Raw genomic sequence first — 13,010 nt, 5'->3', positions numbered from 1 at the left:
GCCGTGGACGGGGCGCTCGCGCAGACCGAGCCGGTCAGCGGCAGTTGGTCATGCTGGACCGACCGAAAGGGAGACCGTTATTGCCGCACCACGTCTACCGTGCGCCTAGCCCGTAAATCCGTGGTGCCTCGACCAATATTCCGTCGCCCACCGCCGGTGTTTAATCCGGCGCCAGTGCTGGCGCCCCGGGTAGTTGTGGCTCCTATACAGACTTTCCGCACGGTTGACCGTTGCCCACGCACGTTTCCGCAGCGTCGACGCTGGCCGACAAGGCAGCAGGTAAGCCCAGGCGCAAAGGTGATAGATGTCGAGGCCACGCTTCGTTCCCGCGATGGCCGACCGGTTTGCCGGTGACGCAGACGCGCTCATCAATTGACTATCCCACAGCCAAACCCTAAATCGCCGCGCATATCCGTGTGCGTTGCTTTAAAAGGGCGCGCGCTCCCCTATTGTCAGGAACTTGCATGTTCGGCGCACTCGCCAAGTCCATCTTCGGATCGTCCAACGAACGCTACGTCAAGTCGTTGGGCAAGATCGTCGAACGCATCGCATCTTTCGAACCCGCCATTTCGGCGATGAGCGACGAGGAACTGACGGCCCAGACGGCCCGCTTCCGCGAACGCCTGGCCCAGGGCGAAACGCTCGACGACCTGCTCCCCGAAGCCTTCGCGACCGTTCGCGAAGCCGCCAAGCGCACCCTTCATCAGCGTCATTATGATGTGCAGATGGTCGGCGGCATCGTCCTCCATCGCGGCGAGATCGCCGAAATGCGCACGGGTGAGGGCAAGACGCTGGTCGCGACGCTCGCTACTTATCTGAACGCTCTGGAAGGGAAGGGCGTCCACGTCGTCACCGTGAACGACTATCTCGCCAGCCGCGACTGCGAATGGATGGGGCAGGTCTATCGTTTCCTCGGCCTCACCACGGGCGTTATCGTCCCGAACCTCAGCGAGGATCAGCGTCGCGAAGCGTATAACGCCGACATCACCTACGCGACGAATAACGAACTCGGCTTCGACTATCTGCGCGACAACATGAAGTACGACCGCGCATCGATGGTGCAGCGGCCCTTCAACTTCGCCATCGTCGATGAGGTAGACTCGATCCTGATCGACGAAGCCCGCACGCCGCTGATTATCTCCGGCCCGACGGACGACAAGTCCGAACTCTATGTCGCCGTCGATGCTATCGTGAAGAAGCTGGACGAAGCCGATTATGAGAAGGACGAGAAGCAGCGCACCGTCACCCTGACCGAAGACGGCACCGAGAAGATCGAGCGCATGCTGGAAGATGCCGGCCTGCTGGAGGGCGCCAACCTCTACGATTTCGAGAACACCGCCGTCGTCCACCATGTGAACCAGGCCCTGCGCGCGGTCGTTATGTTCCGCCGAGACATCGATTACATTGTCAAAGACGGCAAGGTCATCATCATCGATGAGTTCACCGGCCGCATGATGGATGGCCGCCGCTGGTCGGACGGCTTGCACCAGGCGGTGGAAGCCAAGGAAGGGGTGAATATCGAGCCTGAAAACCAGACGCTCGCCTCCATCACTTTCCAGAATTTTTTCCGCATGTACCCGAAGCTCGGCGGCATGACCGGCACGGCCGCGACCGAAGCGACCGAATTCTACGAAATCTACAAGATGAACGTCGTCACCATCCCGACCAACCGGCCGGTGCAGCGTGTCGATGAGGAAGACAGCTTCTACAAGAATCTGGAAGACAAGTTCCGCGGCATCGCCAAGACGATCAAGGTCCATGCCGAAAAGGGCCAGCCGGTCCTCGTCGGCACGGTGTCGATCGAAAAGTCGGAAATGCTGTCCGAATTCCTCAATCAGGAAGGCGTGAAGCACGCCGTCCTCAACGCTCGCTTCCATGAAAGCGAAGCGCACATCGTCGCGCAGGCGGGCCGGAAGGGCGCCGTCACCATCGCGACGAACATGGCTGGTCGCGGCACCGACATCAAATTGGGCGGCAACCTCGAAATGCGCGTCGAGGACGAACTGCGCGACATGCCGGAAGGACCGGAACGCGAAGCCGCGATCGCCCGGATCGACGCCGAGATCGAAGCTGAAAAGGCCGAGGTGCTCGCCGCTGGTGGCCTCTTCGTCCTTGCGACCGAACGCCATGAAAGCCGCCGCATCGACAACCAGCTGCGCGGTCGTTCAGGGCGTCAGGGCGACCCCGGCCTCTCGCGCTTCTACCTCAGCCTCGACGATGATCTCATGCGCATCTTCGGCCCGGACACCATGTTCGCCAAGATGATCCGTTCCAATCTTGAGGATGGCGAGGCGCTGCCCCCCTCGAAATGGCTGAGCAAGGCGATCGAAACCGCGCAGAGGAAAGTCGAAGCGCGCAACTACGACATCCGCAAGCAGGTCGTCGAATATGACGACGTCATGAACGACCAGCGCAAGGTCATTTATGAACAGCGCGCCGACATCATGGACGCTGACACCGTTGATGACGTCGTGACGGACATGCGGCACGAAACGGTCAACGACCTTGTCGGCGCATCCTGTCCTCCGGGCACGTATCCCGAACAGTGGGATATCGACCGGCTGAAGGCGCGCACCGCCGAAATCCTCGGGCTTGAACCCGATTTTGACGCATGGCTGACGGAAGATGCCGTCGATCCGGAATTGATCGAGGAACGCCTCAAGGCTCTGGCCGATGAAGCGGTCGCCGAAAAGATTGGCGGGATCGATCCGGAAAACTGGCACATGATCGAAAAGTCGATCCTGCTCCAGAGCCTCGACCATCACTGGAAAGAGCATCTGTCGACCCTCGACGCGCTGCGCCAGGTCGTTCACCTGCGCGCCTATGCGCAGAAGACGCCGATCAACGAATATAAGCAGGAAGCCTTCGCGCTGTTCGAACGCATGCTCGGCAACATCCGCGAGGATGTGACCGGCTCGATCGCGCGCGTGCAGTTCAGGATGGAAGAACCGTTGCCCGAGTTCGACCTGCCGGTGCTCCCCGACTTCATCACCACCCACATCGACCCCTTCTCGGGCGAAGATAATAGCGGCGACATTGACGCGGGCCAGTTGGGTGGCATCACCACCACGCTCCCGCGTCCGCCGGTCGGCAATGCACAGCCCGGCGAGTTCACCAATCTGGATATCAGCCGCAACGCGCCATGCCCGTGCGGCTCTGGTCAAAAATACAAGCACTGCCACGGCGCGCTCGCCTGAGCGCCAACCGCTAGCGGTAGTTCTGAGAGCTTATCGAATCCCCGTCATGCCAGCAAACTGGCGCGGCGGGGCTCATATCTGAAACGAGGCGGGCGCGCACGGGGCCTTCTGGAGGGGCGATCCATACGCCCCCATCGCTCAATCCCGCTTGTCCGACCCTTCTCCGTGAAGCTTGGCCCATAGGTCCGCCGTCCCTGCCTCCTGCGCCTTCGTCACATATTGGGCGGCGACCAGCCAGCCCTTGATCGGGCGTAACGGCAGCACTGTCGTCAATATGAGCACCGGGATGCCGACGGCGATATGCACCCATAGAGGCGGCCGCGCCAATATCTCCAGCATCACGATAAAGATGACGCCGGGAACGCAGGCGAACAACTGCACGAACACCGCTGGGCCATCCGCCGGGTCCGCAAAGGAATAGTCCAGTCCGCAAACCTCACACCGATCGCGGACGGTAAGAAATCCCTTGAAAATATGCCCGTCGCCGCACCGGGGGCAACGGCCCAGCGCGCCGGTTTCGATCAGCGAACGCCGTGGCGACTTATCCGACGGTTGAACCATATCTGCTTCCCCTGTGCACGTTCCGGGCCTTCGCCTGGCAAGTCCATGTGATGATAGAGGAGCCTAATTCAATTGGCCTTTTTGTCCCACCTGCATATTGCCTCGCTCCAAAGGGCGTCGTCCGCATTGACGTTACGGCATGGCCGCTGGAAAGTTATCACTGGATTGCAGTCGTCAACAATGTCTGTTAAACGCGCCGCGATTTGGATGCCCGACAGCATACAAGTCGCGCCCCCGGCATCCCTTGCTCGGGGGCGCTTTCATTTTTATCGGCTGCAATCCCCCTAGGTTATTGATGCGCAGGCTTTCCGCCTACGGGGTCGCTCGTCACGTCAAAATTTTCCATGGCGTCATGCAGGACTTGATCGGGACACGAAGCGGCCAGTGCCCGCACTTTATACCGCAACGCCAATTCCCGATGCGCCGCAACCTCTTCGGCAGGAGCGTGCCTCGCCAACGCGTCGTTGACCTTGGCAGCTTCTTCCCGCGCGCGCCGGAACAAATAAGGTGCATCCGTTTGCCCAGACATTGCAACCTCCAGATGGTGAGGTGAAGTGATAGCATGCTGGTTCACAATACTCCTTAACGAGGGTTAAGGCGAGCCACAGCTACGATCATCTGCAACGGCAATCGACAGGATCGATCACGCGGCTGAATTCTCGCCCCATTCCCCTTCAAAAGGCTACCATAGTTTCGCTCTATGAACTTCCGCCCGATCCAGTGTAGATGACAGCATGCAGACGCGCCTCGTAGAATATTTCCTGGCGTTAGAGCGCGAAGGTCATTTCGCGCGCGCCGCCTCCTACTGCAATGTCTCGCAACCCACGCTGTCCGTGGGCATCGCGTCACTGGAAGCGCAGCTGGGAAAGCGGCTGATCCGGCGCGATCGCAAATATGTGGGTTTGACGGCTGAGGGAGAGGCTATCCTGCCATGGGCACGTCAATTGATCGCTGCTGCCGAAGCCCTTGGTCACGCGGCGGAAACGGCCCGTGGTCCGCTGAAAGGCGAATTAAGGCTGGGCGCGATCCCGGCTGCCATGCCGGTGATCGGCCATCTCACCGAAGCCATGCTGGAGCGCCATCGGGGCCTTAACATCTCCGTCCGCGCGCTCACTTCCCGGCAGATCGAGCGGGGCCTTGCTGCGTTCGAACTGGACGCCGGGATCACCTATCTCGATTTCGAGCCACCGGCCCACGCCTTGTCAGTGCCCCTTTATACAGAGCGGGCGATCCTCATCGGTGCGGTCGGCTGCGCTCCGATACCCGATCCGCTGGACTGGGCCGATCTTGCGGACCTGCCGCTGTGCCTGTTGCATCAGGGCATGCAGAACAGGCGTATCCTGGACGCGCGTCTGGCTGAACGCGGGCTTGCCCTGCGCCCGGTGGTCACGGCGGACAGCTATGTCGCACTGCTCGGCCTCGTGCAGCAGGGGCGGCTCTGTTCCATCATTCCGGAAAATCATGCGACCTTGCTGGAGGGGCTGGCCTGGGCGCGCACCTATCCGCTGCCCGCTACGGCGGAAGGCAGTCGCGTGGGCGTCATAGTGTCGGATCGTGCACCGATGGGACCGTTGGCTCAAGCGGTCCTCAGCGTCGCGCGCGACCTGCGCTTGCCCAACGGGTATCGCGCCGCTTCATAGAGTATCTCTATCATCCATTAGGGGCTTCAATTTGACCCGAGCCGGTTGGCCCTGCACCATGGACGGAACGAAGTTGCAGGCAGGGCAGGATGGAAGCATTTATCGAAAGCTGGACCGCGCGTCACGGCGCCACGCGCGACCAGTTACTGCCCCTTCTGCATGCGGTGCAGAACGAGGCGGGCTATATCGACGATGCGCAGGTCCCGATAATTGCGCAGGCGTTGAACCTCACCCGCGCGGACGTGCATGGCGTCATCACCTTCTACCATGATTTTCGCCGTGTTCCGCCCGGCCGCCACATTGTGAAGCTCTGCCGCGCGGAAAGCTGCCAATCACGCGGCGGCGCGGCGATCGAACATCAGGCGGCGCAAATTCTGGGCGTCGCCATGGGGGAGACCCGGGCTGATGGTCAGCTAAGCCTGGAGCCTGTCTATTGCCTGGGCCTTTGTGCGATCGGCCCGAACGCGCTGGTGGACGGCCGACCGGTTGCAGGGGTCGATGCCAAAGCCCTGGAGCGGATCGCGGCGGAGATGGCGGCATGAGCCGGGTCTTCATCAGCCGAGATATGGCCTCCGTCGCGCTCGGCGCCGACGAAGTCGCGCGCGGCTTCACGCAGGCAGGGTGCGAAGTGGTGCGCACTGGATCGCGCGGCTTGTTTTCCATCGAGCCATTGGTCGAAGTGGAGACTGACGGGGGCCGTATCGGCTATGGGCCGGTCGGGACGCAGGATGTCGCGGCGGTGCTGGACGGCACGCATCCTGCCAGGCTGGGCAAGGTGGACGATTTGCCCTTCTTCGCTGGTCAGCAACGCTTTACCTTCGCGCGGTGCGGTATCATCGATCCGCTCAGCCTTACCGATTATGCGGCCCATAATGGCTGGAAGGGGCTGGAAAAGGCTCGCGCCATGCCTCCGCAGCAAGTGGTCGATGCGGTCAAGGCGTCAGGGCTGCGCGGGCGCGGCGGCGCCGGTTTCCCGACCGGGATCAAATGGCAGACGGTGCTGGATGCGCCGGGCGCGCCTAAGTTCATCGTCTGCAACGCCGATGAAGGTGACAGCGGCACCTTCGCGGATCGGATGCTGATGGAGGGCGATCCCTTCTGCCTGATCGAAGGGATGGCGATCGCCGCCCATGCCGTCGGCGCGGCCCATGGCTATATCTACATCCGCAGCGAATATCCCTACAGCATCGCCACCATGCGCGCGGCGATCGATGCCAGCGCGCATCTCATCACGCCCTTCACGCTGGAGGTGCGCGAGGGCGCGGGCGCCTATGTCTGCGGCGAGGAAACAGCGCTGCTCGACAGTATCGAGGGCAAACGCGGGCAGGTGAGGGCAAAGCCGCCGCTCCCGGCCTTGCAGGGGCTATTTGGTGAGCCGACCGTCATCAACAATGTGCTGTCGCTAGCTGCGGTGCCCTTCATCCTGGCAAAGGGCGCTGAGGCCTATGCGGCGGTTGGCTTTGGCCGCTCGCGCGGAACCATGCCGGTGCAGCTCGCGGGCAATGTAAAGCATGGCGGCCTTTATGAGATTGGCTTCGGCATAACGCTTGGCGAGTTGGTGAACGACATTGGCGGCGGCACGGCGAGCGGTCGCCCTGTGCGGGCGGTGCAAGTGGGTGGACCACTCGGCGCTTACTTCCCGCCATCGATGTTCCATCTGCCGTTCGATTATGAAGCCTTTGCGCAAGCTGGCGGGCTGATCGGCCATGCCGGCATCACCGTCTTCGATGACAGCGTCGATATGGCGCATATGGCGCGCTTTGCCATGGAGTTCTGTTCGGTCGAAAGCTGCGGCAAATGCACACCCTGTCGGATCGGATCGACACGCGGGATAGAGATCATGGATCGGCTGCTGACCCGCAGGGCGGAGGGGCCGCCCCCTGCCAACCCTTCCATTTCGCCAGGACTGGACAAGGCGCTCTATTCACGAGCGCCCGGTGCCATGCAACGCAGCGTGGACGAGGATCTGCAACTGCTGCGCGGCCTGGCCGATACGATGAAATATGGCTCGCTCTGCGCGCTGGGTGGGTTCACACCCTATCCGGTGCTGAGCGCGCTCGACCATTTCCCTGAGGACTTTGGCGCGCCAGCGCCTGCAAAGGAAGCTGCGGAATGACCTTCACCCGCGAAGCCGATCATGGCACCCCGCCAGCCATAGCCAACGGCAGGTCCGTCACGCTCACAATAGATGGCGAGCGCGTCACCATGCCAGAGGGCACGAGCATCATGCGCGCCGCCTCGCTGACCGGCTGCTCCATTCCTAAACTGTGCGCCACCGACAATCTGGAGAGTTTCGGCTCCTGTCGCCTGTGTCTGGTCGAGGTGGAAGGGCGCAGCGGCTATCCGGCATCCTGCACCACGCCCATCGCCGAAGGCATGGTGGTTCGCACCCAAAGCGATCGGCTGAAGCAGCTCCGCCGGGGCGTGATGGAGCTTTACATCTCCGACCATCCACTCGACTGCCTGACCTGCGCCGCCAATGGCGACTGCGAATTACAGGATCAAGCCGGTGCGGTGGGGCTGCGCGAGGTCCGCTATGGCTATGACGGCGCAACCAATATAGGGCAGGCCAAGGACCAGTCGAACCCCTATTTCGACTTCGATCCCAGCAAATGCATAGTCTGCTCCCGCTGCGTGCGCGCCTGTGAAGAAGTGCAGGGCACCTTCGCGCTGACTATCGAGGACAGGGGCTTCGGATCGAAAGTCTCTGCGTCGCAGGGCGAAGATTTCCTGGGCTCCGAATGCGTGTCCTGCGGCGCCTGCGTGCAAGCTTGTCCCACCGCCTCGCTGATCGAAAAGAAAGTGGTCGAGGTCGGCACGCCCGACCGGGCCATCGTCACCACCTGCGCCTATTGCGGCGTCGGTTGCACCTTCCGCGCGGAAATGCGTGGTGAGGAGCTGGTGCGCATGGTGCCGTGGAAAGAGGGCAAGGCCAATCGCGGCCATAGCTGCGTCAAGGGCCGGTTCGCCTGGGGCTATGCCCAGCATCAGGACCGGATACTCAACCCCATGATCCGCGCATCCGTGGACCAGCCCTGGCGCGAGGTATCGTGGGACGAAGCCATCGCCCACACGGCAGCGGAATTCCGCCGCATCCAGGCCAAATATGGTACGCGCTCCATCGGCGGCATCACGTCAAGCCGCTGCACCAATGAGGAAACCTTCCTCGTCCAGAAGCTCGTCCGCCAGGGTTTCGGCAACAACAATGTCGATACCTGCGCCCGCGTCTGCCACTCGCCGACCGGCTATGGACTCAGCACGACCTTCGGCACCTCTGCAGGGACGCAGGATTTCGACAGCGTGATGCAGTCCGACGTGATCCTCGTCATCGGCGCCAACCCGACTGACGGCCACCCCGTATTTGCCTCGCGCATGAAGAAGCGGTTGCGGCAGGGCGCCAAGCTGATCGTCATCGACCCGCGTCGCATCGATATGGTGAAGTCCCCCCATGTTCAGGCGGAACATCATCTGCCGCTGCGCCCGGGCACCAACGTCGCCATGCTGACGGCTCTTGCTCATGTAGTCGTGACCGAGAAGCTGTACGATGAACCCTTCATTCGCGCGCGCTGCGATTGGGACGAATTTGCCGAATGGGCCGAGTTCGTGTCACAGCCAGCCCGTTCTCCCGAAGCGATCGAGCCGCTGACGGGGGTAAAGGCGGAGGATGTGCGCGCCGCCGCTCGCCTCTACGCCACCGGCGGCAACGGCGCGATCTATTACGGCCTCGGCGTCACGGAACATAGCCAGGGCAGCTCGACCGTCATGGCGATCGCCAACCTTGCCATGGCGACCGGCAATGTCGGGCGCGAGGGCGTGGGCGTGAACCCACTGCGCGGGCAGAATAATGTGCAGGGCGCCTGTGACATGGGTAGCTTCCCGCACGAATTTTCCGGCTATCGCCACGTTTCCGACGATGCCACGCGCGCGCTGTTCGAACAAAGCTGGGGCGTGGCGCTGGACCCTGAACCGGGGCTGCGCATCCCCAACATGCTGGATGCGGCCACCGACGGCACCTTCAAGGGCATTTTCATCCAGGGCGAGGACATTCTCCAGTCCGACCCCAATACGCACCATGTTGCGGCCGGACTGGCGGCGATGGAGTGCGTCGTAGTGCAGGACCTCTTCCTCAACGAGACCGCCAATTACGCGCATGTCTTCCTGCCCGGCTCCACCTTCCTGGAAAAGGACGGAACCTTCACCAATGCCGAACGGCGCATTCAGCGCGTGCGCAAGGTGATGGCGCCACTCAACGGCTATGAAGATTGGGAGATCGTGCAACTGGTCGCCAACGCCATGGGATTGGGCTGGACCTACAGCCACCCGGCGCAGATCATGGACGAAATCGCCGCGCTCACCCCGACCTTCGCGGGCGTGCATTATGACCGCCTGAACGCAGAGGGATCGCTGCAATGGCCCGCGAACGACCGGGCTCCTCACGGCACGCCGACCATGCATCTAGACGGTTTCGTGCGCGGCAGGGGCAAGTTCGTCGTCACCGACTATGTGCCGACCGATGAAAAGACCGGCCCACGTTTCCCGCTACTGCTGACCACAGGGCGCATCCTTAGCCAATATAATGTCGGCGCGCAGACCCGCCGCACCGCCAATGCCGCCTGGCATCCCGAAGACCGACTGGAAATCCATCCCAGCGACGCGGAAAACAGGGGCCTTAAGGACGGAAATTGGGTAACGCTCCGCAGCAGGGCAGGGGAAACCACCCTGCGAGCGCTGGTGACCGAACGGGTAGCACCGGGCGTTGTCTATACGACCTTCCACCATCCCGAAACGCAGGCGAACGTCATCACCACCGACTATTCGGACTGGGCCACCAACTGCCCGGAATATAAGGTGACGGCGGTGCAGGTGTCCGCATCCAACGGACCCAGCGACTGGCAGAAAAGCTATGACGCGCAAGCCCGGCATAGCCGGCGCATCGACATGATCCACGCAGCGGAATGACGGCATGACTAAAGACCACTCGATGATGTCCAATCAGGACAGGCTGGTCTATATGGCCAACCAGATCGCCAGAAATTTCATGACCATGGGCGAAGAGAATGCGGCACAGGCAGTCGCCGATCACATCGCCAAATTCTGGGAACCGCGAATGCGGACGCAGATATTCGCTCTACACGAGAAGGGGGAAGCGACATTCGCTCCGGTTGCCGCCAGGGCGATCACTCTCTTGCGCGTCGCAGGCCCGCCACCGCCGCAGACGCGCGCTACGGAGTTTAACAACGTGAACGAAGCTGGTCGCTCCGACGCAGGCTGAAACGCGACATGCAGGCGGCGTCTGGCGGATCATCTGTTCTGGCATGCGACGAGGTTGGGCGTGGTGTGAGACTGGACTGGTAACGGTTTTGTGCCAGTCACCTATCTCATTATGCCACCTTGGCTTCGAAGGTGAGCTGGCTAAGGACTTCCCGCTGATCCTCGATCATCTCCGCGAGTGGAACCAGGGTGGTGTATGGGCGCTAGCATATGCGCACTGAATCGTCCGAAGATTTTACCAAATCCATGATTTGGTAAAGTTATGAGCCTACAACCCGCCGCGTGTTTGGCTTTTCCATATTTCTTGGGATCATCTTGGTCCTGTTGACGCCAGTTGCGCTCATTGGCGCCGTTCTCTTTCTACTCCGCAAGAGGTGGCGAAGCACATCTCCTGAACAGCGGATTAGGCGCATCGCGATAGTGCTGGCCGGACTATTGGTTGTGACATCGCCCTATCTCCTATTTAAAGCCTATGAGCTTCGCCTTGTCCTAGCGAGGGTTCCAGCCCCGCTGCATGTCGCGTGGATTGAATACCGCCTCGAAGATTCCTTCGGCGGCATCGGTTTGCCGGGTGACAATGAAACCGGCTTTGTCGTCTATCGACTTACCGAGGCGAGTACCCAATGGGCGCGCAGTAAAGGAGCACGGCTAGGTCAAGCGTTGCCAGGTGGGGCAAAAAGTTGGCACGAGACGCCCGTTGACGATAGTGGAGCGCGAAACACTTGGCATCACTACGATAGCGAGGTGGACAAGCATAGGCATCCGGCCACCATCGCCGAGTATCTCGATAAATATGGATTCTCTATTCCGATTGGAAAAGGTCGCGATGACGAAGCTAATCGCGCGATTCGGAAACCGGGATCATTCTATTCATATCGTCGTGGGGGCAGCGTAACGATCATCGATCCAGCGCGTGGAAAGGTATATTTTGTCTACGCAGGATAGCCTGCACACTAAAAGCTGGCGGAAGGGGTGGGATTCGAACCCACGGATGCTTGCACATCGGCGGTTTTCAAGACCGCTGCAATCGACCACTCTGCCACCCTTCCGAGGTGAACTTTCAAGACCGCTGCCTTAAACCACTCGGCCACCTGTCCGTCCGCTCGCTTCCTAGCGAAGCTTTGCGTCATGCCAAGCGTAAAATGACCAAAATCCGCTTTCGACGCGTTCTTGTGGGAACGGAAGCGACAAGGGGGATTTCGCCTCCTGCTGTCGCTGTGCCACAAAGGGCTGAGGGAGATTCTCTAATGCGTTCAACCATTCACTCGCTTCTACTGCGTCTTGCCGTCGTCACGGCGGGCAGCTTGATGGCGGGGGCTGGCATGACGCAGGACATGGCGCAGGACGCGGGTTTCCGCAGCTATCTGGAAACGCTGCGGCCAAAGGCGCAGGCGATGGGCATCCGCTCTTCAACACTGGATTCCGTCTTCCCCACGCTCACGCCGAACCCACGGGTTGTCCAACTGGATCAGAATCAGCCGGGGGGAGGGGCCTATTCCCCTATTCCCAATTTCGAACCCTATCGGCGCCAGCATGTCGATGCCGCGCGCATCAGTCGTGGCCGCACCGCTTATCAGGCGAACCGCGCCCGGCTTGCCCGGATAGAGGCGGAAACCGGCGTGCCTGAGGAAATCATGGTCGCGATCTACGGCCATGAAACCAATTATGGTTCCTATACCGGCGACTTCGACCTCATCCGATCGCTTGCGACGCTATCCTATGAGGGCCGCCGCCGTACCCTGTTCGAACCGGAATTGCTGGCGACGCTCAAGATGCTGGACAATGGCGTGCCCCGCAGCCGCCTGGTCGGCAGTTGGGCAGGGGCGACGGGCTATCCCCAATTTCTTCCCAGCGTCTATCTGCGTCTGGCCAAGGATGGCGACGGCGACGGCCGCGCCGATATCTGGAACAGCGAAGCCGACGCGCTGGCCTCGATCGCCAACTATTTCGTCAACGCAGGCTGGCGGCGTGGCCAGCCCTGGGGCGTGGCCGTTTCGGTGCCAGACGGGTTCAACCGGGCGAGCGTTGCCGCCCGCACCGCGCCCGCACGCTGCCTGCGCGTATTCAATCGGCACAGCCGCTGGCTGACGATGGCCGAATGGCGCAGCCGGGGCATCGTTCCGGCGGGCGGCAGTTGGCCAGCGGATACAGTGTTGGCGACGCTGCTCGAACCCGATGGTCCGGGCAAGACCGCCTATCTGCTCACCAGCAATTATCGGGCGATCCTCGATTATAATTGCTCGAATTTCTACGCCCTGTCCGTCGGGCTGCTCGCCGACGCCGTCAGGCAATAAGGGCGCTGCCGCGTCACCTGTTGCGCCAGCCCTCTTGAGAATGTGTC

The 13,010-nt window shown here is 61.5% G+C and carries 10 protein-coding genes and 1 tRNA gene; 8 read left to right on the top strand and 3 right to left on the bottom strand.

Annotated features, from left to right (window positions below):
• The first annotated feature begins 464 nt into the window (after positions 1–464).
• A complete protein-coding gene (gene secA, locus ACWNC0_RS13960; protein WP_449472356.1) occupies positions 465–3,197 on the top strand; it encodes a preprotein translocase subunit SecA in 2,733 nt (910 codons plus the stop codon).
• 138 nt (positions 3,198–3,335) lie between these two features.
• Here secA and ACWNC0_RS13955 read toward each other — a convergent pair whose 3' ends face one another.
• A complete protein-coding gene (locus ACWNC0_RS13955) occupies positions 3,336–3,758 on the bottom strand; it encodes a DUF983 domain-containing protein (protein WP_449472354.1) in 423 nt (140 codons plus the stop codon).
• Positions 3,759–4,047: 289 nt separating this feature from the next.
• Positions 4,048–4,287 (bottom strand): hypothetical protein, encoded by a 240-nt coding sequence (locus tag ACWNC0_RS13950; RefSeq protein ID WP_449472352.1) that lies wholly within the window; start codon positions 4,285–4,287, stop codon positions 4,048–4,050.
• Positions 4,288–4,492: 205 nt separating this feature from the next.
• Here ACWNC0_RS13950 and ACWNC0_RS13945 point away from each other — a divergent pair, with 205 nt between their 5' ends.
• From ACWNC0_RS13945 to ACWNC0_RS13920, 6 genes are all read left to right on the top strand, one after another.
• Positions 4,493–5,398 (top strand): LysR family transcriptional regulator, encoded by a 906-nt coding sequence (locus ACWNC0_RS13945; RefSeq protein ID WP_449472351.1) that lies wholly within the window; start codon positions 4,493–4,495, stop codon positions 5,396–5,398.
• Between the two features lie 89 nt (positions 5,399–5,487).
• Positions 5,488–5,940, top strand: a complete 453-nt coding sequence (locus tag ACWNC0_RS13940) for an NAD(P)H-dependent oxidoreductase subunit E (protein WP_449472349.1) — start codon at positions 5,488–5,490, stop codon at positions 5,938–5,940.
• Positions 5,937–7,514 (top strand): formate dehydrogenase beta subunit, encoded by a 1,578-nt coding sequence (locus ACWNC0_RS13935; RefSeq protein WP_449472347.1) that lies wholly within the window; start codon positions 5,937–5,939, stop codon positions 7,512–7,514. The genes ACWNC0_RS13940 and ACWNC0_RS13935 overlap by 4 nt, the downstream gene beginning before the upstream one ends.
• The gene (gene fdhF, locus ACWNC0_RS13930; RefSeq protein WP_449472346.1) at positions 7,511–10,357 is read left to right on the top strand and encodes a formate dehydrogenase subunit alpha; all 2,847 of its coding nucleotides are present in this window, start codon (positions 7,511–7,513) and stop codon (positions 10,355–10,357) included. The genes ACWNC0_RS13935 and fdhF overlap by 4 nt, the downstream gene beginning before the upstream one ends.
• A gap of 4 nt (positions 10,358–10,361) precedes the next feature.
• Entirely contained in the window at positions 10,362–10,670 is a 309-nt protein-coding gene (locus ACWNC0_RS13925; RefSeq protein ID WP_449472344.1) for a formate dehydrogenase subunit delta, read from the top strand.
• A gap of 419 nt (positions 10,671–11,089) precedes the next feature.
• Positions 11,090–11,614 carry a hypothetical protein gene (locus ACWNC0_RS13920; protein ID WP_449472343.1) on the top strand — a complete coding sequence of 175 codons (525 nt, stop codon included), beginning with the start codon at positions 11,090–11,092 and terminating at the stop codon, positions 11,612–11,614.
• A gap of 16 nt (positions 11,615–11,630) precedes the next feature.
• On the opposite strand, the gene ACWNC0_RS13915 is transcribed toward ACWNC0_RS13920, so the two are convergent.
• Positions 11,631–11,718 (bottom strand) — tRNA-Ser (locus ACWNC0_RS13915).
• Positions 11,719–11,916: 198 nt separating this feature from the next.
• Here ACWNC0_RS13915 and ACWNC0_RS13910 point away from each other — a divergent pair.
• Positions 11,917–12,963 carry a lytic murein transglycosylase gene (locus ACWNC0_RS13910; RefSeq protein ID WP_449472341.1) on the top strand — a complete coding sequence of 349 codons (1,047 nt, stop codon included), beginning with the start codon at positions 11,917–11,919 and terminating at the stop codon, positions 12,961–12,963.
• The last annotated feature ends 47 nt before the right edge of the window (positions 12,964–13,010 follow it).

Source organism: Sphingobium chungangianum, assembly GCF_977014255.1.
Note: the sequence above shows the minus strand (reverse complement) of the source record. Positions and strands in the feature narration are given on the sequence as shown.

Coding starts and splice junctions, on each gene's coding strand:
- secA (WP_449472356.1), top strand. CDS start 465: ATGTTCGGCGCACTCGCCAAGTCCATCTTCGGATCGTCCAACGAACGC.
- ACWNC0_RS13955 (WP_449472354.1), bottom strand. CDS start 3,758: ATGGTTCAACCGTCGGATAAGTCGCCACGGCGTTCGCTGATCGAAACC.
- ACWNC0_RS13950 (WP_449472352.1), bottom strand. CDS start 4,287: ATGTCTGGGCAAACGGATGCACCTTATTTGTTCCGGCGCGCGCGGGAA.
- ACWNC0_RS13945 (WP_449472351.1), top strand. CDS start 4,493: ATGCAGACGCGCCTCGTAGAATATTTCCTGGCGTTAGAGCGCGAAGGT.
- ACWNC0_RS13940 (WP_449472349.1), top strand. CDS start 5,488: ATGGAAGCATTTATCGAAAGCTGGACCGCGCGTCACGGCGCCACGCGC.
- ACWNC0_RS13935 (WP_449472347.1), top strand. CDS start 5,937: ATGAGCCGGGTCTTCATCAGCCGAGATATGGCCTCCGTCGCGCTCGGC.
- fdhF (WP_449472346.1), top strand. CDS start 7,511: ATGACCTTCACCCGCGAAGCCGATCATGGCACCCCGCCAGCCATAGCC.
- ACWNC0_RS13925 (WP_449472344.1), top strand. CDS start 10,362: ATGACTAAAGACCACTCGATGATGTCCAATCAGGACAGGCTGGTCTAT.
- ACWNC0_RS13910 (WP_449472341.1), top strand. CDS start 11,917: ATGCGTTCAACCATTCACTCGCTTCTACTGCGTCTTGCCGTCGTCACG.